At 70.7% G+C, this 20,366-nt stretch carries 16 protein-coding genes; 1 reads left to right on the forward strand and 15 read right to left on the reverse strand.

The annotated features are described in order from the left end of the window. Window positions 1–72: 72 nt before the first annotated feature. The 8 genes from CBF90_RS10690 to CBF90_RS10725 form a co-directional block, all read right to left on the reverse strand. Entirely contained in the window at window positions 73–1,884 is a 1,812-nt protein-coding gene (locus CBF90_RS10690; RefSeq protein ID WP_088380572.1) for an ABC transporter ATP-binding protein, read from the reverse strand. Continuing rightward, a complete protein-coding gene (locus CBF90_RS10695; RefSeq protein ID WP_088380573.1) occupies window positions 1,881–3,731 on the reverse strand; it encodes an ABC transporter ATP-binding protein in 1,851 nt (616 codons plus the stop codon). Before CBF90_RS10695 ends, CBF90_RS10690 begins: the two co-directional genes overlap by 4 nt. A 304-nt stretch (window positions 3,732–4,035) precedes the next feature. Continuing rightward, window positions 4,036–4,596 (reverse strand): methylated-DNA--[protein]-cysteine S-methyltransferase, encoded by a 561-nt coding sequence (locus CBF90_RS10700; protein WP_084670415.1) that lies wholly within the window; start codon window positions 4,594–4,596, stop codon window positions 4,036–4,038. Beyond that, on the reverse strand, window positions 4,593–6,107 hold the full coding sequence (locus CBF90_RS10705) for an AlkA N-terminal domain-containing protein (protein WP_088380574.1): 1,515 nt from the start codon (window positions 6,105–6,107) through the stop codon (window positions 4,593–4,595). The genes CBF90_RS10700 and CBF90_RS10705 overlap by 4 nt, the downstream gene beginning before the upstream one ends. Beyond that, window positions 6,097–6,858 carry a hypothetical protein gene (locus CBF90_RS10710; protein ID WP_141097150.1) on the reverse strand — a complete coding sequence of 254 codons (762 nt, stop codon included), beginning with the start codon at window positions 6,856–6,858 and terminating at the stop codon, window positions 6,097–6,099. The genes CBF90_RS10705 and CBF90_RS10710 overlap by 11 nt, the downstream gene beginning before the upstream one ends. Further along, window positions 6,836–7,480, reverse strand: a complete 645-nt coding sequence (locus tag CBF90_RS10715) for a hypothetical protein (protein WP_141097151.1) — start codon at window positions 7,478–7,480, stop codon at window positions 6,836–6,838. Before CBF90_RS10715 ends, CBF90_RS10710 begins: the two co-directional genes overlap by 23 nt. Window positions 7,481–7,537: 57 nt before the next feature. After that, the gene (locus CBF90_RS10720) at window positions 7,538–9,229 is read right to left on the reverse strand and encodes an alpha/beta hydrolase (RefSeq protein WP_088380576.1); all 1,692 of its coding nucleotides are present in this window, start codon (window positions 9,227–9,229) and stop codon (window positions 7,538–7,540) included. Next, window positions 9,226–9,519 (reverse strand): hypothetical protein, encoded by a 294-nt coding sequence (locus tag CBF90_RS10725; protein ID WP_088380577.1) that lies wholly within the window; start codon window positions 9,517–9,519, stop codon window positions 9,226–9,228. Before CBF90_RS10725 ends, CBF90_RS10720 begins: the two co-directional genes overlap by 4 nt. A 274-nt stretch (window positions 9,520–9,793) precedes the next feature. Here CBF90_RS10725 and CBF90_RS10730 point away from each other — a divergent pair, with 274 nt between their 5' ends. Further along, on the forward strand, window positions 9,794–11,221 hold the full coding sequence (locus tag CBF90_RS10730) for an NAD(P)/FAD-dependent oxidoreductase (protein ID WP_088380578.1): 1,428 nt from the start codon (window positions 9,794–9,796) through the stop codon (window positions 11,219–11,221). Window positions 11,222–11,252: 31 nt separating this feature from the next. Here the strand turns inward: CBF90_RS10730 and CBF90_RS10735 are convergent, their stop codons facing one another. From CBF90_RS10735 to CBF90_RS10765, 7 genes are all read right to left on the reverse strand, one after another. Then, window positions 11,253–12,062 (reverse strand): hypothetical protein, encoded by an 810-nt coding sequence (locus CBF90_RS10735; RefSeq protein WP_088380579.1) that lies wholly within the window; start codon window positions 12,060–12,062, stop codon window positions 11,253–11,255. A gap of 43 nt (window positions 12,063–12,105) precedes the next feature. Then, window positions 12,106–12,780: a hypothetical protein gene (locus CBF90_RS10740; RefSeq protein WP_023955662.1), complete on the reverse strand. Its 675-nt coding sequence runs from the start codon at window positions 12,778–12,780 to the stop codon at window positions 12,106–12,108. A 10-nt stretch (window positions 12,781–12,790) separates the two neighbouring features. Further along, window positions 12,791–13,432, reverse strand: coding sequence for a hypothetical protein (locus tag CBF90_RS10745; RefSeq protein ID WP_088380580.1), 642 nt, complete (start codon window positions 13,430–13,432; stop codon window positions 12,791–12,793). Then, window positions 13,432–14,559 carry a hypothetical protein gene (locus CBF90_RS10750; protein ID WP_088380581.1) on the reverse strand — a complete coding sequence of 376 codons (1,128 nt, stop codon included), beginning with the start codon at window positions 14,557–14,559 and terminating at the stop codon, window positions 13,432–13,434. Before CBF90_RS10750 ends, CBF90_RS10745 begins: the two co-directional genes overlap by 1 nt. After that, window positions 14,556–14,864 (reverse strand): hypothetical protein, encoded by a 309-nt coding sequence (locus tag CBF90_RS10755; RefSeq protein WP_137750659.1) that lies wholly within the window; start codon window positions 14,862–14,864, stop codon window positions 14,556–14,558. Before CBF90_RS10755 ends, CBF90_RS10750 begins: the two co-directional genes overlap by 4 nt. 58 nt (window positions 14,865–14,922) lie before the next feature. Next, a complete protein-coding gene (locus CBF90_RS10760) occupies window positions 14,923–15,210 on the reverse strand; it encodes a WXG100 family type VII secretion target (RefSeq protein ID WP_023953920.1) in 288 nt (95 codons plus the stop codon). A gap of 550 nt (window positions 15,211–15,760) precedes the next feature. After that, the gene (locus tag CBF90_RS10765; RefSeq protein ID WP_088380582.1) at window positions 15,761–20,338 is read right to left on the reverse strand and encodes an FtsK/SpoIIIE domain-containing protein; all 4,578 of its coding nucleotides are present in this window, start codon (window positions 20,336–20,338) and stop codon (window positions 15,761–15,763) included. Between the last annotated feature and the right edge of the window lie 28 nt (window positions 20,339–20,366).

Consider the following 20,366-nt stretch of genomic DNA (forward strand, 5'->3'; position numbering starts at 1 on the left):
GAACGCACCGCGCCCGCGAGAACGCACCGTTTCGGGTGCGTTCTCGCGACGGCGGTGCGTTCTCGGCGGGCCTCAGACGAGCGACTCGCGCCAGGCGCTGTGCAGCTGGGCGAACTTGCCGGTGCCGGCGATGAGCGCGGCGGGGGTGTCGTCCTCGATGATGCGACCGTGCTCCATCACGAGCACCCGGTCGGCGATGGCGACCGTCGACAGGCGGTGCGCGATGATGATCGCCGTGCGGTCGGCCAGCAGCGTGCCCAGGGCTTCCTGGATCTGCCGCTCGCTCGGGATGTCGAGCGACGCCGTCGCCTCGTCGAGGATGAGCACTGCAGGGTCGGCGAGGAAGGCCCGGGCGAACGAGATCAGCTGACGCTGCCCCGCCGACACCCGGCCGCCGCGCTTGTTGACGTCGGTGGCGTAACCGTCGGGCAGCCGCTCGATGAACTCATGCGCCCCGACGGCCTTCGCCGCCGCCTGGATCTCGTCCATCGTCGCGTCGGGCTTGCCGAGCGCGATGTTGTCGGCGACCGTCCCGCTGAACAGGTACGCCTCCTGCGTGACCATGACGATCGCCCGGCGCAGATCCTTCGGGTGCAGCTGGCGCAGGTCGACGCCGTCGAGCGTGACGCGCCCCTTCGTGGGGTCGTAGAACCGCGCGACGAGCTTGGCGAGAGTGGACTTGCCCGCACCTGTCGTGCCGACCAGCGCGATCGTCTGCCCGGCGGGCATGTCGAGCGCGAAGTCGGGCAGGATCGTCACGGCATCCGAGTACCCGAACGTCACGTCCTCGAAGCGCAGGTGCCCGCGGGCTTCGCGCAGCTCGACCGGATCGGTCGGGTCGGGGACCGTCGGGTCTTCCTCGAGCACACCCGACACCTTCTCGAGCGCTGCCGTCGCCGACTGGTACGAGTTGAGAAAGAACGCGACCTCCTGCATGGGCGCGAAGAAGTTCCGCACGTACAGCACGGCCGACAGCAGGAACCCGAGGCTCAGCGTGCCGTCGACCACCCGGAATCCGCCCCAGGCCAGCACGAGGGCGAGCGAGACGGATGCCACCGCCATGAGCGCCGGCTCGAACGTTCCGAACAGGCGGATCGAGCGCATGTTCACATCGCGGTAGTCGCTCGAGAGCCCCCCGAACTCGGTGTCGTTCGCGGGTTCTTTGCGGAACGCCTTGACCGCACGGATGCCGGTCATCGACTCGACGAACTTCACGATCACCTTCGCGCTGATGACGCGCGACTCGCGGTAGACGACCTGCGACCGCAGGTAGAACCAGCGCATGAGCAGGAACAGCGGGATGCCCATGACCGCGAGGATGATTCCCGACTGCCAGTCGAGCAGCAGCAGCGCGATGAGCGTGAACCCGCCGTAGAGCAGACCCGAGACGAGCTCGTTCAGGCCGCCGTCGAGCAGCTCGCGGATGGTGTCGAGGTCGCTCGTCTGGCGCGAGATGATGCGTCCCGACGTGTACGACTCGTGGAACTCGAGGCTGAGGCGCTGCGTGTGGCGGAAGATGCGCTTGCGGAGGTCGATCATGACCGCCTGGGTCAGGCGCGCCGCCACCACGGCGTACCAGCCGATGAGCGCGGCACCGCCGAGAGCGGTGATGAGGAAGACGATGACGACCGCGATGGTCGGCATCCAGTCCGCTTCCTGCTGTACGGCGGGCAGGGCGTTGGCGATGCCCCAGCCGACGAGGGCGGGGCCTGCGACGCGCAGCGCCGTCGAGACGACGAGCACGACCGCCGCCAGCGCCAGCTGCATGCGCAGCGGTGAGACCAGCGACCCGAGCAGGCGCAGCGAGCGACGCCGGATCTCGCGGCTCTCCTCGCGGGTGTAGTCGGAGCGGTCCTCGCCGCTCGTCCCGGTGACGGTGCTCACAGGGTCACCTCCGTTTCATCCTGTCGTTCCTGGTCGTGTCGACCCTGGTCGTGTCGTTCCTGCTCGTCCTCGAGGCTCGAGATGACGTGCCGATAGTGCTCGCTCGTGCGCAGCAGCTCGGAGTGGGTGCCGACCGCGGTCACGCGCCCCTCCTCGAGCAGTGCCACGCGGTCGGCGAGGGTCACGGTCGAGGGGCGATGCGCGACGATGAGCGCCGTCGTGTCAGCCAGCACCTCGCGGAGCGCGTCTTCGACGAGCGCCTCGGTGTCGACGTCGAGCGCCGACAGCGGGTCGTCGAGCACCAGCACGGCCGGGCGGGCGGCCACGGCACGGGCGAGCGCCAGGCGCTGGCGCTGCCCACCCGACAGGCTCAGCCCCTCTTCGCCGATGACCGTGTCGACTCCCTCGGGCAGCGTGTCGACGAAGTTCGCCTGCGCGACCGACAGCGCCTCGCGCATGACGCGCTCGGCTTCCGCGCTGCCGCGTTCGAGGTCCTCGCGACCGAGCAGCACGTTCTCCCGGACGGTCTGCGAGAACAGCGTCGCGTCCTCGAACGCCATGCCGACGTGACGGCGCAGCTCGTCGAGCCGCAGGTCGCGCACGTCGACGCCGTCGAGCAGCACGCGGCCTCCCGTGACGTCGTACAGGCGCCCGGGCAGGGTCGTCAGCGTCGTCTTGCCCGAACCGGTGAGGCCGACGAGGGCCATCGTCTCGCCCGGTCGCAGCGCCAGGTCGATGCCGTCGAGCAGGTCGCGCTCGCTCTCGGGGGCGTCCTGGTACCGGAAGTGAGCGCCTTCGAAGACGAGCTCGCCCCGCGGCTGCGCGATGGTCGTCGGGTTCTCGGGGTCGACGATCGTGTTCTGCTCGTCGAAGACCTCGAAGATGCGGTCGGTCGCCGTCCGCGCGTCGACGAGGAACGAGAAGAGGAAGCCGATCGACTCGACGGGCCAGCGCAGGATCGTCGCCATCGCGAAGAAGGCGATGAGCGAGTCGACACCGAGCTCACCGGCCTGGACGAGGTAGATGCCCGCCCCGAGGCACAGCGCGAAGGCGATGTCGGGCAGCAGCACGAGCCAGAACCAGATCCAGCCGACCGCCTTGGCCTTCTTCACCTCGGTCTCGCGCAGGGTCTCGGCCTGACGCGTGAACTTCTGCAGGGCGTGTCCGCCGCGGCCGAACGCCTTCAGCACGCGGATGCCGTGCACCGACTCCTCGACGGCCGTGGCGAGGTCGCCCGCCTGGTCCTGGCTCTGGCGGGAGAGCAGGCCGTAGCGGTTCTCGAAGATGAATCCCGCGATCCACAGCGGCGCCGAGACCACGACGAAGATCGTGCCGAGCAGCCAGTGCCACCGGAACAGGATGATCGAGCCGACGACGATGGTCAGCATGTTCACCACGAGCAGGACGATGCCGAAGGCGAGCCAGCGGCGGATGAGGCTGATGTCTTGCATCATCCGGCTGAGCAGCTGACCCGACTGCCAGCGGTCGTGGAAGGCGACCGGCAGTCGCTGCAGGCGCGCGAAGAAGTCGGTGCGCAGCTCGTACTCGACCTTGGTCGCCGGGGCGAGGACGAACCAGCGGCGCGCCCAGACCATGAGTGCCTCGAGCAGACCGAGGGCGAGAACGGCGCCGGCGCCGAGGACGATGAGCCACGGGTCGCCCGATGCGATCGGGCCCTCGGGGCCGACGATCACCTCGAGGACGAGCGGGATGCCGAGGGCGAGCAGGCTCGCGATGAGCGCGCTGACGAAGCCGAGGCTCAGCCGGGGCAGCACCGGTTTGGCGAAGGGGAGCAGACGCGCGAGCGCGCGCGGCGTGGACAGACGAGGGGGCGTCGAGGAAGTCATGATCCTGAGGTGTGTCGAGCGGATGCCGAAGACGGCGAGGGGCGCGCGCGAGCGCGGCGAAGCGGGACCGGGGCCCCGCGGGAGGAAACGTCGGAAGCGACGAAGCGCTTCCCGGAGCTACCGGGCGATTCCTCCGCGTGCGGGGCGTCCGTCGACCGTGATGAGGAGAGCGACGGACTTCGTGATGACGATGGCCGGGGACATGGCTTCCTCCTGAGGTCGAGCGGACAGAGCACCCGCTGCACACACGGGAGCCCTCCAGGCTATACCTGAGTATTCGCTGAGTGCAAGGACGAATCCGCGCTCAGCCGTTGTGCCGCGCCTCCCGCGCCAGCAGTCGCTGCTTCACCTCGACGCCCCAGGCGAACCCGCCGAGCGCCCCACCCGTGCGGAGTACGCGGTGGCACGGCACGAAGAGGGCCGCGGCGTTGCGCGCGCAGACGGATGCCGCCGCGCGCACCGCGCCGGGCGAGCCGAGCGCCGCCGCGAAGCCGGTGTAGGTCAGCGGCTCGCCCGGCGCGATCCCGCGGAGCGCCTGCCAGCCGGCTCTTTGCATCGCCGTGCCCGACTGGCGCACCGGCACCGCGTCGATCGCCGCGAGGTCGCCGTCGTAGTACGCGGCGACCGCGGCGGCGGCATCCGTGGGGGCCTCGACGACCCGCGCCGGGCGGGCCGCGGGCCGGAGCCGGTCGAGGATCGCGACCGGGTCAGCCGTCCACCCGGACGCCAGCACCGCTCCGCCGGCCTCGAGGATCGTGAAGGGACCGTCGGGGGTCGCGACGGTCTGGATCGAGGCGATTTCGCCCCGCGCGGCCGCGGTCGCGGCAGGCTCGAGCGGCGTGGGAGCGTCGGAGACGGCGGTCATGTGCGGGCCTTTCGAGACGTCGTGAGGGTCGGCTCGGTCGCGCTTTCGCGCCAAGCCTGCGTGACGGGTGCGGCGTACCAGAGATGCGCCATGAGGTAGCTGCGCCAGGGCGCCGTGCGTTCGGCCCAGGCCACGAGCTCGGACGGGCCGGCCGGGATGCCGGCGGCGGCAGCGCCCGCGCGTGCCGCGACATCGCCGGGCAACAGGATGTCCGGGTCGCCGAGCACCCTCATCCGCACATAGTCGGCGGTCCAGGGCCCGATGCCGGGCAAGGCGAGGAGCGCAGCGCGCTGCTCGTGGGTGTCGTCGCCCGGAGACAGGCGCAGCGAGCCGTCGGCGAGCGCGGTGGCGGCACCGACGATCGCCCGGATGCGGGCCCCGGGCCCGCGCAGGACCTCGGCGCCTCGTTCGGCGATCGCCGCCATCGTCGGGAAGAGGGTCGCGGGGCCGGCGGCGGTCTCGACGGGCTCACCGAGCTCGGCGGTCAGGCGCCCCTGCACGGTCCGGGCCGAGGCGACGCTGATCTGCTGGCCGATCATCGCGCGGATGAGCATCTCGTCGGGGTCGATCGCCGCCGGCAGGCGCACGCCCGGGATCCGCGCCACGAGAGGCGCGATCTCGGGATGCCGCGCGAGGGCCTCGTCGATGGCCGTCGGATCGGCATCGAGATCGAACAGCCGACGCACGCGGGCGATGAGGGTCGACAGGTCGGCCAGCGAGGCCAGCTCGGCACGCAGGCGCACACGCCCCGCGTCATCCTGGCGCACCTCGAACCACGCAGGCCCGCCGGCGAGACGGATCACGCGGGCGAACGAGCGCTCGTCACCCGACTCGACGCCGGGGATCGCGTGCGCGCGCATCCACCCGAACAGGCCCGCGGCGTCGAACGGCTCGCGCACCGGCAGGACGAGGTCGATGCGGCCCGGCATCCGCTCCCCCGCCTGCCGTCGCGCACGCAGCTGGCCGGGAGGCATCGCGAAGACCTCGCCGACCGTCTCGTTGAACTGCCGGATGCTCGCGAACCCTGCGGCGAAGGCGACGTCGGCGATCGGCAGGTCGGTGTCGACCAGCAGCGTGCGCGCGGTGTGGGCCCGGTGGGCGCGGGCGAGGGCGAGCGGGCCCGCGCCGAGTTCCGCCGTGAGGAGCCGGGTGAGGTGGCGCGACGAGTACCCGAGGCGGGATGCGAGCCCCGGAATGCCCTCGCGGTCGACGACACCGTCGGCGATGAGGCGCATGGCCCGGGCTGCGAGATCGCCGCGAAGGTTCCACTGCGGCGACCCGGGGGTGGCCTCGGGCAGGCAGCGCTTGCACGCGCGGTATCCGGCCTCGTGGGCGGCGGCGCTCGTCGGATAGAAGGTCACGTTGGCGGGCCGAGGGGTGCGCGCGGGGCAACTCGGGCGGCAGTAGATGCCCGTCGAGCGCACTGCCGTGACGAACTGGCCGTCGAAGCGGCGGTCGCGCGCGTCGATCGCGCGGTACCGCTCGTCGAACGTCATCCCGTCACTGGCCATGCCCCCAGCCTGACATGCCCCGCCGACACCGGCTCGCGGAAATCGGACACGACTGTCCCCGGCTCCCTCCCCCGTCGACTCGCCACAGAATGCGGATGCCGCCCCCTCCGGATCCGCGCTTTCTGGCGAGTCGACGGGGGCGGCGCCAGACATCGTCCGGCAGGCGTTCTTCGGCGAAGACCTCAGTCGCGAGATCGTGTGCCGATCCTGGGGCGCACTCTGTCTCGGCCGAAACCCGCACCTGGCCCGTCGCGGGACGGATGCTGACGACCGACCGCTCGACCATGCCGCCCTCGGCTACGACGGTCACTTCTCGCGCCTCGCCCTGCCCCCGGTCGGCCATGTGGCTGTCGATTCCCAACGAGGCGAAAGCCTCGACTGCCACCCCGGCCACTTCCCGAGGGTCGCGTCCCGGCAGCTCGAGACCGCGGACGGCGACGAGGCGGTATCCCCCGCCCTCGTTGAGCGCGCGCTGACATCCCGTCGGGTGAGCGCCGTACGACCCGTCCACGACGCGCCACTCGGTCGGCTCGATCGCCATGACCACCGTGTGCACGCCCGTCGCCATCGCGACGAAGCGGTCCCGCGCCTGCGCATACGTCTCGCCGCCTTCGAGCCCGACCGGATTCGCGCATCCGCTCGCCAGCAGCACGGGGAGAATCACGACGGCGGCGATGCCGAGGCGGCCCGCGCTCGTCTCGCGCAACGTCCGCCAGCGGCGCAGGCCTTCATCGCGAGGGGACCGGGGCATCCGTCACGACCGGCTGCGGCTGCACCGGCGTTCCGTCTTCGTTGTAGTAGATCGGGCCGTCGGGCGGGAAGAAGAACTGCGGCACCGACAAGGGGCCTTCCGTTGCGGGGAGCCGCCGCCAGACGTCGTCGGGGTACAGTTCCTCACCGAACATCGTCGTGAGGATGTCCGAGCTCGCGCCCGCCGTGCAGGCGGTCTCACCGGAGACGAGCACACGACCATCGAGGGGCCGGATCACGACCACGGTACGGGCGGCGTCGCTCTCACCCACGACCGTCACCTCTCGCGCATCCCCCGAACCGCGCTCGACGGTCTCCGCGTCGATACCGAGCTCGGCGAAGCCCTTTGATGCCGCTGCCGCGATCTCCGCGGCATCCCGATCCGGCAGCTCGAGCGCGCGCACCGCCGTGAACGAGTATCCGGTCTCCGAGCTCACGCCCAGCTGGCATCCGCTCGGGCGCGCTCCGTACTGCCCCTGATCGACGCGCCACTCGGTCGGCTCGATCGCCATGATCACGGTGTGCAGTTCGTCGGCCATCGCCGTGAACTGCTCGCGCGCCTGGGTGTACAGGTCTGCGGCCGGCTGTTCGTCACCCGGTGTCGCCGCACACGAACTCATCATCAACACCAATCCGACAGCGAAGGCCGTCATCGTCATTCGCGAGGTCGATCTCATCAATCACGTCCGGTAAGGGTCAACGGGCAGCCACTCCAGCCAATCGGGCAGATCCCAGAAGCCGCGCTCGCTGCCTTCGCCGTCCATCTCCGTTCCAGGCTCACCGGTCAGGACGATCTGCTGGATGTTGTAGAACGACTCCGATCCTTGCACGAGGTACCCCTCGCCGTCGCCGGAGGGAAGCGGGCCGTTGCCGCCTTCGTGCGCGCCGTGTCCCGGGGTGGGTGCGAGGTGCTCGCCGTCCGCATAACCGCCGTCGCTGCCGAACTCGGTCACGCCGGGGAGCGTCTCGGGAACCGTGCCGTGCGCGCCGCCCCAGCTCGTGTCACGGCCGATCCGGGCCCAGGCGTCGTTCTCCGACAGCGTCGCGTACATGCGCAGGCCCCCGGCGTTCTGGAGATTCGACAGGATCTGCGGGTCGCTCGGGAACCCGGCCGATCCGACCGCGATGAACTGGTCGACGCCGAGTGCGTCCGGACGCGACCCGATCGCGAGGGCAGCGGTCGTACTGCCGTAGGAGTGCGCGATGACGGCCTTCTCCGCGGTGGGATGCACCGCATCGATCCCGAGCAGGAACGAGCGGAGCGCTGCCGCGCCATCGCGCGCCCGTTCCATCCCGGGCTCCTCGATCTCGTTGGGAGAGTCGTAACCGAACCACGCGATCGTCGCCAGGCCCGGCCCCGCGTTGTTGAGAGCGCGAGCCGAGTCTCCCCACTCGCCGATACCCGCCACGGACGAGTTCATACCGGGGACGAGCACGTTGATGTCGGTTGCAGCAGCGAGATCGCCGTATGCCAACGCCGCGGTGGTCTGCGCTGAGCCGTCGGGATCGAACGAGACGAGGAGCGGGAAGGGAGGGCCATCCGTCAGCTCTTCCCACAACGCCGCGACATCGTCGCCGAGCGCACCGTCCGGGTTCGTGGCGCGCAGCGCCTCCAGGCGCTCGCGGTTGATCCGTCCGCGGACGTCGTAAGGGATGCCGTCGAGGTTGCCGATGATATCGGGATGCGCTCGGGCGATCTCATCCTGCAGCTCGGGATGCGCGAGCCACAGCTCGAGCACGGCCTGCGGGGTGTCCGCCGCGAGCAGCTGGTCGAGCAGGTTCTGCGCCTGCGACGTCATCGCCGGCCCCGCACCGCCGGCGAGCTCGGCGAGCGCCGCGTCGTAGGCCGCGTCCCATGCCGAGTAGTGGCTCTCGAACTGCTCCCACAGATCGGCGAGATCCCGCGCCGCGGCATCCCGGGTCGCGACGGCATCCTGTGCGGCGTCATTCGCGCGCCGGACGTCGGCCGGCTCGCCGGAGCGAGAGGTCCACAGCGCGTTCAGCCCGGCTTCATCGGCCGCGGCTGACGCCGACGACAACGACGCGTGGGCCGACTCGATGTCGTCAATGAGCCGGTTCGCCGACTCCGCCGACGACGAGAACGCGTCCGCGTACCGCTGCAGCACCCCCGCGAGAAGCTCCGCCTCGGCGATCTCCGTAGCCAGCCCGTTGGCGACTTCCTGCGCTTTCGAGCGTGCCGAGCGGATCGATGCACCGACACCGTCGAGGTCGGTCGCGGCCTGGACGGTGGTGCGGAGGTCGCCGAGCGACGCCGCCACGCGACTGAACGCGCCGCTCCACCAGCTCATCGACCCAGGATTGCCCTCGAGGCGCTCGAGCGGGTAGCCGCGGTTGGGTGAGGTGAGCGTCACGGCTGCTCCTGACCGGTGAGCTCGACATCGAGGTCGGAGTAGCGCGTCGTGATCGCGGTCAGCAGGGCGCCGACCTCGGATGCCGCGGTCGTGCGCTCGAGCACGGCGCGATTCAGCCCGCTCAGCCGCCGGTTTATCTCGAGACGAAGCGCGACCCGGTGCGCGGGGTTCTCGACACCGGTGTCGTCGCCCTGGATGTCGGCGTTGTCCATCACCGCGCTCGAGACCCGCGTCTGGATCGCATCCCCGGCGCTCGTGAGCGCGTGGTAGTAGATCTCGACGTCTGACATCGGGCCCCCTCCGCCGGCTCGGTCCGGCCGACGCTCACACGCTATCGGGGGCCCGCACGCCGCGTCGATGGGGAGAACTCCCCTGCCTCGCCGGCCGGCGACCCGCCGTCGCCTCGTGCCCCAAACAGGCTCACCCCCTCGCCATGCCCGCTCACGGGTCGCATCGAGCCTCTCAGCCTGTTGGCGGCACGCGCACCCGCGACGACCGGCAATGCGCGACCGCGCTGAGCGCAAGTGCTGGCGCACAGCCGGCAACCGGGGTTAGCGTCGCGACATGAGCGAACGCACCTACGACCTCGTCGTCATCGGAGCCGGTCCTGTCGGAGAGAACGTCGCCGACCGCGCCGTGCAGGGCGGCCTGAGCGTCGCCATCGTCGAGAGCGAACTGGTCGGCGGCGAGTGCTCGTACTGGGCGTGCATGCCGTCGAAGGGTCTCCTGCGGGCCGGCGCCGCCCTTCGCGCAGCGCGCGCGGTCGACGGCGCGAAGCAGGCCGTGACGGGCGACATCGACGTCGCCGGGGTGCTTCGCCGCCGCGACTCGCTGACCTCCGACTGGAACGACGCGTCGCAGGTCGAGTGGCTCCAGGGAGCCGGCGTCGACCTCGTGCGCGGGCACGGCCGCCTCTCCGGCGAGAAGCGCGTCGAGGTCACCGGACCCGACGGCTCGCTCACCACCCTCGTCGCACGTCACGCCGTCGCGGTGTGCACCGGTTCGGCGGCGCTCCTCCCCGACGTCCCCGGCCTGGCCGATGTGTCTCCGTGGACGAGCCGCGAAGCGACCGCCGTGCAGGAGGTCCCGGGCTCGCTCGCGATCGTCGGCGGCGGCGTCGTCGCCGCGGAGATGGCGACGGCCTTCGTCGACCTCGGCAGCGAGGTGGCGCTCATCGCGCGCAGCCGGCTGCTCGGACCGATGGAGCCCTTCGCGGGCGACCTCGTCGCGCAGTCCCTCACCGACCGTGGTGCGCGGGTGCTGCTTCACACCGACCTCGTCTCCGCGCAGCGCGTCGACGACGGTCAGGTCGAGCTCGAGCTGTCGAACGGCACGCGCGTCCGCGCCGACGAGGTGCTCGTCGCGACCGGACGCGTCCCGCGAACCGAGGATCTCGGGCTGGATACCGTCGACCTGGAGCCCGGCTCGTGGCTGGATGTCGACGACACGATGCTCGTCCGCGGATCCGATTGGCTCTACGCGGTCGGCGACGTCAACCACCGCGCCCTCCTCACGCACCAGGGCAAGTACCAGGCCCGCGCAGCCGGCGACGTCATCGTCGCCCGGGCGACCGGTGGCACCGTCGACGACGCCCCGTGGGGTGCGCACGTCGCGACTGCCGACCACGGCGCCGTGCCGCAGGTGACGTTCACCGACCCCGAGGTCGCCTCGGTCGGTGAGACCGAGGCGTCCGCGCGTGCTGCGGGACGCAACATCCGCGTGCTCGACTACGACCTCTCGTGGATCGCGGGCGCGTCGACGCGGTCGGACGCCTACACCGGGCAGGCACGCGCGATCGTCGACGAGGACCGCGGCGTTCTCATCGGGGCGACCTTCGTCGGGTCGGATGTCGGCGAGCTGTTGCAGTCCGCGACGATCGCGGTCGTCGGCGAGGTTCCGCTCGCACGGCTGTGGCACGCCGTGCCGGCGTACCCGACGCTCAGCGAGGTGTGGCTGCGCTTCCTCGAGACTTACGGCCGTCCGACCGTCTGAGCCGGAACGGCCGGCCGCCGCAGCCACCGCCTCACGCGCGCCGCTCGGCGTCGAGGAGGAACAGCGTTCCCGGCTCGCACCCGAGGGCCCGCTCGAGGGTGCCGGCATCGATCAGGCCGCGCTCGTGCAGCACCGCGAGCGCCGCGTTGCGGTCGTCGACGATGGCCTGACGCTCATCCCCCGGCAGCGCCGCGATGCGGGCGCGGATGCCGCCGACGCTGAGACCCGTCTCGGGCACGGCCTCGCCGTCGCCATCGGGCTCGCGCACGCGGAAACGCACCAGCATCACGAGGGCTGCCAACCCGGCGACGCCGAGCGCGATGAGGACCGGAAACCGCCACTGCTGCCACCCGATGTAGTCGTCGAGCTCGGCGATGCCCGGCATCGTGCCGAGCGCGAGAATGGCCATCGTCCCCGCCACGAGGTGGATGGAGAACTCCGGCCACGAGAACCGGGCGCCCCGGACCAGCCAGATGACCAGGAGGATGGCCTGGGCGACCGCCGCGACGGTGAAGATCGCGCCCGCGATCGGCATCGCCCGCTGGGCCTCGATGCGGTGGAAGTCGAAGCGGTCGCCCATGAGCACGGCGAGACCCGCGATCGGTGCGAAGAACGCGCCGATCACGACGGCCCACAGCACGACGTCGAGGACGCCGCGCACTGGCGACCTCTTCGCGTTCGCGTGCAGGCGGTGCGCCATCGCGGCCCCGTCGGCGCCGAAGTGCTGGAAGATCTCCGGATGCCGCTGGTAGGCCACGGCCTCGAGCTGAGCGAATCGGACGTCGGCGGCGAGCGAGTGGTCTTCCGCCCAGCCGCGAGCCGTGGTGTGGAGAAAGCTCATGAGCCACCGGCAGCGTCAGCGTATGCGGCAGGTGAAGCGTGCCTCAGCGCGCGCGCACCGAGCCCGTCAGCCACGCCCACAGCGGGTCACCCGCACTCAGGCCGTTGACGATACGCAATACGCCGCCGATCTGACCGATGCCGCTGAGGGCGCCGCAGATGCCGACCAGCAGGACCGGCACCGTGAAAACCGAGACGCCGGCGCCGAGGTCGCGCACGAAGACCGCGACACCGCCGATGGCGACGAGCAGCGCCAAGGTCGCCGTGCTCAGACGGACCAGGATGCGCGGCTCGAGGTTGACGGTACGCGCCTGTACCCATCCTGCGGCGCGCGGCGCGCGCTGGCCCGCGACGTACGGTGCGCGCAGCCAGAACGACGCAGCGCGAGTCAAAGCGCGACCCGTGCGCCACAACACCACGAGCAGTGCGACGCCTCCGAGCGCGATCGCCGCTGCGATGACGATGACGATGACGGTGTCCGGTGTCACGACGCCCATCGCCACGACGGTCGCGACCAGCCCGCCCGCGAAGAACACGCCGCCCGCGGCAGCGACGAATCCGACGATTCCGAGCGCCCAGCGCGACCATCGCTCGTAGTCGGCACGCAGGACGGCGACAGCACGATCAGCGTCGGACGGCCCCGCGGATGCCGCAGGCTCCCCCGCCTCGCCCGTCTCGAGGAGCGGGCGGGATGCTGCCTGGATGAAAGCGAACGCCATGGACAGAATGCTACGTGGCGGCGGGCTCGGGCTCCGCGGGCTCGACACCCTCGGGCAGAGCCTGAGTGGTCGTGAGCGCGAACGCGACGTGCAGCGCCAGCTCGGCCGACTGCTGCGGGTCGGAGCACAACCCCATGACGACGGCGGTGCCCGCCCCGCCGGGAAGACGGATCTCGCCGACCGCCGTGAGGTGCGGCATCCCGCCGTCCGCCGACGCACCGAGGGTGATGGTGCCGACGCGGCCGTCCGGGGTGGTGAAGCTCTCACTGCGCCCGCCCTCGCCGAACCGCGCGAGCGGGAGCAGCCGGTGGAACGCCGTCGCGGCGGCGTCGGTCTCGGCCGTCCCCGGCACCACGTTCGTGCAGAGGAAGAACGCCGCCGGGCGCTCGCCCAACGTCAGCGAGACACCGGCGAAGGCGAAGGCTGTGTCGGCGAACAGCTCGACGCCGGCGCGGAAGCCGTCGACGATCGCGTCGCGCGCAGCATCCGGGAGCCAGCCCTCGGCACTCACGAGGTACCAGTCGAGCCACTCCTGCGGCGAACGATCGCCGAACGAGCGGAACTCGATCCACCCCTGGGGCACGCGCTGCCAGACCCGCAGCGGCGCAGCCTCAGCCGCGATCGGGTCGAGCGTCGCCTCCTGCTCGGTCATCAGACCTCCTCGTCGGTGCGCGGACCGTTGCCGCGCAGGGTGTTGTTGAACCGCTCGGAGAGGTTCTGCCACGGCCCGGTCAGACTGTCGACGAAGTCCGTCCCCTTGCTGTGGGCGTCCATCGCACTGTTCACGGTCCAGTAGGTGTTCGCGACCATGTTGGGCAGATTGACGTTGAGCGCCACGGCGACGCTTCCCGCCGCGGCCCCACCGCCGGCCATGGCCGGCGTCATGCCCTGGATCGACGGGATGAGCACCTGTCCACCGGGGCCGATCAGCGCCTTTGCAGCCTGCCCGAGCGCGCCACCCGCGAGCAGTCCGAGGGCGCCGGTGGCGAACTCGGCGAACGTTCCACGACCGGTCGCCCATTGCAGGCCGTCGATCGCGACGAGCGCGATGGACATGATGAGCGCCACCGTGCCGAGGACGGGGATGAAGAGCGAGAGGATCGCGATGATCGGCAGCGCCGCCCGGAGGATGTCCTCCAGGATCGGCACCACGTTGTCCATGAGCCAGTTGCCTGCGTCGGCGAGCCAGTCGCCGGCCGAGCCCAGGAAGTTCATGACCGGATTGCCGGCGTAGGAGTTCAGCGTGTCGCTCGCGGACAGCAGCGCTCCGGCCGCGGCGGCAGCATCGGCGTCGACCTCGTCCTTGAGCTGACGAGCACGCGCGCGGATCGACTCCAGCTCGCCCTGCGCGTTCGCCAGCGCCGTCGACGCGTTCGACACGGCATCCGGGTCGGCGTCCTCGGCGTCCTTGTTCGCCTGTGCCTGCGCATGGGCCGATTCCGATGAGGCGACGCTCGCGGATGCCGCTGAGGCCTCCTCCGCGAGCGCTGCGGCACGCCGCTGGTAGTTGGTGAGCTGATCGGTCCAGGTCGCGAGGGCGGTCCGCGATGTGCGCAACGCCTCGCCGGTGTCACTGAGGTGCGGTCGGAAGTCCTCGCTGAGTGCGGCGCGGAACGCCGTCGCCGACTTTCCGATCCAGGCGGCGTCGTCGGAGCCGTCCATCATCGACAGCGCGTCATCGACGCCGTCGCAGCTGGTGGTGAGCGCATCCACATATCCGGAGAGCGTCGCGACATCGCCAGGGGCGGGGTCGAAGCCGAGAGCGGAGAAGTCGGTCACGACGCCGATCCTTCCTGCGGAACCATGCTGTTGCCGAGCTCGGTGTCGAGCTGCTGGAATGCCTCGAGAATGCCCTCGAGTCCCGTGCCCGCGTCTTCCGCATAGCGGGCGAGTTTGTCGATACCACCACCCCACGAATCGTGGAGATCCTCGAGACGCCGCCGCAGCACGTCTTGAGGCACGGCCGCGCCCGACACGTTCGACATCGCCCGTGTCGCCCCGTCGAGAACATCCCGCATGTTCGCGTAAGCGTTGCGGCTGGCGCGCATCGCGCCGTAGTCGATCCGCACGTCGACCATGGTCACCTCCGAGAATCGAGCGGAGCCGAGGCGCCCAGGACGCCTCGGCTCCGGGAAGACGAGATCAGCTGCCGGCGAGCTGCTGGTCGAGGTCCTGGATCGCGCGCATCATGCCCAGCAGCGATTCGGACATGTCGTTGATGCCATCGACCGCGTTCTTCAGACCCGTGGTGAGCTCGGAGTAGCCCTCACCGAACTTGCCCGACGCGTGCTGCGTCTTGAAGTCATCGCCCAGCAGCGTGTCGACCTGCGACTTCAGGGTGTCCAGCTGACCCTGAATGTCATCGCGAGCCTGCGACAGCGAGCTCGCAACCTGCTCCATCTCGCCATAAGATGCACCGAAATCAGCCATGACGGCCCTCCTGAAAGTAGATGTCCCGACCCCCCTCCGGAGCCGACACCCAAAACCTATCGGCAGCCCAGGCCCGAGGTCGATGGGGAGAACTCCCCATCTCGGAATGTGATAGGCAATCGCTTTCCGTCAGAACGACGGCCGGGGTGAACACAGACGGGTGCCGCGGGCCTCGGTTGCCCGCTCCGTCTGCGGGCGGCGGGAAAGAGGGCAGCCGCAGCTCACCGCGCGACCCCAGGCGAATGTCCGCGACGCCCCTGACGGGCGAGCCGGCGCGCGAGCCGACGCGAACGGCGCTCTACCCGACGCCGAGACGACGATTCGCGTCGGGTCGTCGTTCGTCGACGACGGCGCGATCCGCACGCTCCCCACAGCCTCGGGTGCGCGCGACGCGCTCGCCCGGGCACGGGCGAGCTGAGACGTCGACGAGAGAAGACCAGTCTTCGGTCCGTTCGCCGCGATGACGGCATGCGCAAGCGCCGCCAGGTGAGCGATATTCGGGTCGTCGCCGGGTAACCGTCGAGGTTGTCTCGCCTTGTGGCTCTCGGACTCAGCGAATGGTCTCGGTGACGGTGTCGGTCGACACGGCCTCCCCCGCGCCCGCCGCGACCGGCCGGGGCGCCGCGACGGTCTCGGACTCGACGAGCGGCATCTGCACCGTGACGGCGCGACCGGCCTGCACGAAGATCCCGCGGCCCTCGGGGAAGTCGCTGCGCTTGACCTTCGGGAACGGCACCTTGAACACGGCGTCGCCGTCGAAGGCCTCCGGTTTGAGGATGATGCCCTTGCGGCCGCCCTTGAAGTCGCCCACGAGGCCGAAGCCGCTCGTGACCTGCGTGACGTCGGCATCGCCGATGAGCAGGTGGTCGCTGCGGTTGACCGCCTGGAACAGGGCCTTCAGCGGGCGCTCCGCCGGCGAGTCGGCGAACTGCGGCACGTCTTCGACGACGATGAGGATGCGGCGTCCCAGCGTCTCGTCGGCGACGAGTTCGGCGAGCTCGGTGGCGAGTTCCTTCGCATCGTCGGGCGTCGTGGCGCTGCGCACCCACGGCGCGAAGTCGCGCAGCTGCGAGCGCCGGCCGCCGAAGTGGAACAGCGTCACCTCGGGGTCGAGGCGCGTCATCGACGTGATGATGGCCTTCATCGCGGTGGTCTTGCCCGCCATCGGCGGGCCGGCCACGACGAACGTTCCCACGGGGTCGAACTCGCGCGCGGCCAGGGTGTCTTCCGCGACGCCGAGCACCGGGAACTCGCCGATGCGGTCGGGAAGGTCCGCGGGCGCGAGACGCGTCGGCAGCGAACCGATCTCGGCGACCTCGCGCACGCCGCGCGAACGCAGCTCCTCGGCGAGCTGACCGAGCAGCTTCGTCTGCTCCGCGACGTTCGGCGTTCCGCCGAGGACGGCGATCTGCGTCTCGAAGCCGTCGACGATGGCGCGTCCGGGCGCGGATCGCTCGTCGAGCACGTCCTTCGGCGCGTTCAGCAGCGCGTAGGCGTTCTCGTCCGAGAGGCGCAGCACGACGCGGCGCGAGATGTTCGAGCTGACCGCCGTCGGCACCGACCCCGAGCGATCGGCGGTCGCCACGACGTGGACGCCGAGCGGGCGGCCCTCGCCGAGGATCCGCATGAACGCCTGGTAGAACGGCATCCGTGCCGTGGTGGACTCCCACTCGGCCCGGAACTGCGGCAGCCCGTCGAGGAGCAGCACGATGCGCGCCTCGTCCCGGCCGGTGAGCTCGCGGTACTCGGCGATCGTCGACGCGTTGGCGGCGCTGAAGCGCTTGCCGCGGTCGTCGAGCACCTTCCCGAGCGAACGCATGATGCGCTGCACGCGCTCGGCGTCGTCGCCGGGGATCACCGACCCGACATGCGGCAGGGTCTCGAGGCTCTTGAGGGAGCCCGATCCGAAGTCGAGGCCATAGACCTCGATGTTCTCGGCTCGGCGGCCGGTCGTCGCGGCGGCGATGGCTATCGTGCGGAGCACCGTCGATTTGCCCGAGCCGCTGGTGCCGTACACGAGGAGCGAGCCGTCGCGGTCGGGCTCGAAGTACACGGCCTCCTGAAGCTGGCGTTCGGGGATGTCGCTCTTACCGATGAGGATCGACCCGGCGCGGCCCGCGGGAAGCGAGCGGATGTCGACGGTCGTCTCCAGGTCGTCGAGCCACGGCCGTCGGGGAGCCGGAATGGCCGCGCGGTTGGCCGCGGCGACGAGGGTGGCGACGATGCGCTTCTGGTCGTTGGGACCGGGATCGACCTCGGCGGCCGGGTCTTCGGGCTTCTCGTCGACCTCCCAGCGCTGCACGGATCCGAACCGCAGCTCGGCGACGCTCACATCCGCGGCGACGACCTCGTCGGTGCTCCAGCCACCGGCGTAGGCGGACTGGAAGGGAACGAGACGTCCGGGGCCGGTCTTGGCGATACCGCGGCCGGGGATGCTGGGATCGAATCGGGCCGCCACCGGGTCGTCCACGACATCCTTCGAATCTGACTCGTCGGCCATGCGGAGCGCGACGCGGAGGTTGGTGTTGGCGCGGAGGTTGTCCTTGATGACGCCGGCGGGGCGCTGCGTCGCCATGATGAGGTGGATGCCGAGGGAGCGACCGCGCTGGGCGATGTCGACGACGCCGTCGACGAACTCGGGCACCTCGCCGGCGAGCGCGGCGAACTCGTCGATGACGAGGACGAGCGCGGGCGGGGTCTCGGGGTCTCGGCGCTTCTCGAGCTCGAGCAGGTCCTTCGCCTTCTTGCGATTGAACAGGTGCTCGCGGTGGTGCAGCTCGGCCCGGAGGCTCGTGAGCGCGCGCCGCACGAGGTGCGGGCTCAGGTCGGTGACGAGGCCGACGGTGTGCGGCAGTTCGACGCAGTCGGCGAAAGCCGATCCGCCCTTGTAGTCGACGAAGAGGAAGGTGACACGGTCGGGGCTGTGGGCCGCAGCCATGCCGAGCACCCACGCCTGCAGGAACTCCGACTTGCCGGCACCCGTCGTACCGCCGACGAGGGCGTGCGGGCCCTGCGTCCGCAGGTCGAGCGTCATGGCGTCGGTGGCCCCCTGGCCCACGATCGCGCGGAGGTTGCCGGCTTTCTTCAGGCGGGGCATCGCGGCGCCCGACCGGTCGAGGATCGTGTTGTTCTCGCGCCAGCGCTCGACCGCGAACGTGGGGTCGGTCGCGAGCTCCGAGCCGACGAGCGAGAGGAACATCACCGAGTTCGGGATGTCGGAGGAGTCCTCGACGATCGTGCTCGCGTCGGTGACCGGTGCGAGCCGCTTCGCGAGCACCGTCATGAGCTCGTTCGAGACGCCCTCGACCTCGGTGACGGGGTACTCGACGCCGCTGCGCACCGTGCCGACGCGCGCCGCACCCAGGCCGGCCGAGACGTCGACGAACGTGCGGCAGACCGCCGGCAGAGCGTCGACGACGGGCGCGACGAAGATGCCGTAGACGCCGACGTCGGCGCCGCGCTCGAGCACCTGAATGAGTCGCGCGCGGTCGACGGGCGCATCGGAGGTCACGATGACGAGCACCGCGGTCTGCCCCGGGAAGGTCGCCTCCTCGGCGGCGCGCCGGACATCGGTGCCGTAGCGCATCGGGTCCCAGTCGTCGTCGAACGGCAGGCGCGGGGCGGCTGCCGCCTTCGACCGGCGCATCACGAGCTCCTCGAGCCCCGAGAGCAGGGCGGCACCGGTGGAGGCCGAGTCCGACAGCGGCATGTCGCGGAAGGGGCTGCGCTCGCTCGAGGTGTGAGGCAGCCATTTGAGCCACTCGAGCTCCTTCGCCCACTCGGGCTCGGTCAGCGCGACGGCGGCCAGGTCGTTCGGGGAGTGCAGACCGAACAGCTGCACGGCCAGTCCTCGAAGGGCGTCGGCCGCCTCACGAGCACCGCCGGCGACGCCCAGGACACCGACGCTCTGCAGTGACTCGAGCACCGGGACGCCGTCGATCAGGCGGTAGCGCTCACGCAGCCGATCGACGCGTTCGACGTACTCCTGAAGCGCGTCGGGGTTCTCGGCCCGCTTGACGCTCGTGCGCGACGGGGCCTCGGAGGTGCCCATGCGCACCGAGAGGAAATTCCAATGCTCGGGGCGCCGAGTCCACAGCATCGGGCCGAGCTGCATCGCTTCCTCGAACACGACCGCCACCGGCGGCACCTCGGTGTTGCGCACCTCGCGCTCGCGCGGGCGCAGCCGGTACAGCTTCTCCTCGAGCTCCTCGAAGGTGCGCTCGAAGATCTCCACCTCCTTACGCTGACGCTGACCGAGCTGCGTGCGCTGCGAGACGAAGTTGCCGAGCAGCATCATCGGCGTCATGAAGATGATCAGCAGCGTGCGGGGCTGATTGGTGATCGAGAACATCGCGATGCCGAGGATCAGCGGGGCGATGAGCATCGGCCACGGGAAGAGCCGCGAGACCGGGTCCTTCGGCATGCGAGGCTCTTCGAGCTCCTCGCCGACGTAGCGTGCCTCGACCCGGGGGCTGCGGTTGAATAGCAGGCTGCCGCCGCGCTCGAGGACCGGGTCCTGCTCGACCGGAGCGAAGGTCTCGGCCATCGAGACCACGAGCTCGGTGTCGCCCAGCTGGAAGCGCTGACCGGGGATGACGCGCAGACGCTGCACGAGACCGCCGTCGATCACGATGCCGTTGGCCGAGTTCAGGTCGACCAGCTCGACGGAGGCACCGATCTCGATACGGGCGTGGCGCTTGGACACCAGCCGGTCGTCGAGCACGATGTCGTTGCCCTGCGAGCGGCCGATCGTGAAATGGCCCTGAGGCAGCGAGAACTCGCGTCCTGCGAGCGGTCCGCCGACGACGTGGAGGATGGCGGCCACGGGGCCGCCGGCTCCGCGAGTGGCGACGTAGTCCGCGCCGAGGTTCGTCACGGAGGCGACGAAGCCCGAGCCGATCGGCGCGTCGCTGACCAGCATGTGCGGGTCGAGCATGACGAAGTCGGGCGACGTGGGCGGGGCCACCGTCAGCGTCAGGACATCGGAGTCGCCCGCGGCGACCTCGCGCCGCGGGTCGCTGTCGACGATCCGGCGCGCGACGTCGTGGACGGTCGCCGTCGAGTCGGACGTGACGACGATGTCGGTGCCGGTGTGATCGCGGCGCTGGAGCGTCAGCTTGAGTCTCATCGAGGATTCCTGTCAGCCGTGCGACGTC

Origin of the sequence: Microbacterium sp. AISO3 (genome assembly GCF_002204305.1) — a bacterium.
GTDB lineage: Bacteria > Actinomycetota > Actinomycetes > Actinomycetales > Microbacteriaceae > Microbacterium > Microbacterium arborescens.

Excerpts from the sequence above, each read along its gene's own strand:
- CBF90_RS10760 (WP_023953920.1), bottom strand. The coding sequence starts at position 15,210 with ATGGCTGATTTCGGTGCATCTTATGGCGAGATGGAGCAGGTTGCGAGC.
- CBF90_RS10745 (WP_088380580.1), bottom strand. The coding sequence starts at position 13,432 with ATGACCGAGCAGGAGGCGACGCTCGACCCGATCGCGGCTGAGGCTGCG.
- CBF90_RS10740 (WP_023955662.1), bottom strand. The coding sequence starts at position 12,780 with ATGGCGTTCGCTTTCATCCAGGCAGCATCCCGCCCGCTCCTCGAGACG.
- CBF90_RS10735 (WP_088380579.1), bottom strand. The coding sequence starts at position 12,062 with ATGAGCTTTCTCCACACCACGGCTCGCGGCTGGGCGGAAGACCACTCG.
- CBF90_RS10730 (WP_088380578.1), top strand. The coding sequence starts at position 9,794 with ATGAGCGAACGCACCTACGACCTCGTCGTCATCGGAGCCGGTCCTGTC.
- CBF90_RS10725 (WP_088380577.1), bottom strand. The coding sequence starts at position 9,519 with ATGTCAGACGTCGAGATCTACTACCACGCGCTCACGAGCGCCGGGGAT.
- CBF90_RS10705 (WP_088380574.1), bottom strand. The coding sequence starts at position 6,107 with ATGGCCAGTGACGGGATGACGTTCGACGAGCGGTACCGCGCGATCGAC.
- CBF90_RS10695 (WP_088380573.1), bottom strand. The coding sequence starts at position 3,731 with ATGACTTCCTCGACGCCCCCTCGTCTGTCCACGCCGCGCGCGCTCGCG.
- CBF90_RS10700 (WP_084670415.1), bottom strand. The coding sequence starts at position 4,596 with ATGACCGCCGTCTCCGACGCTCCCACGCCGCTCGAGCCTGCCGCGACC.
- CBF90_RS10715 (WP_141097151.1), bottom strand. The coding sequence starts at position 7,480 with ATGATGAGTTCGTGTGCGGCGACACCGGGTGACGAACAGCCGGCCGCA.
- CBF90_RS10765 (WP_088380582.1), bottom strand. The coding sequence starts at position 20,338 with ATGAGACTCAAGCTGACGCTCCAGCGCCGCGATCACACCGGCACCGAC.
- CBF90_RS10710 (WP_141097150.1), bottom strand. The coding sequence starts at position 6,858 with ATGCCCCGGTCCCCTCGCGATGAAGGCCTGCGCCGCTGGCGGACGTTG.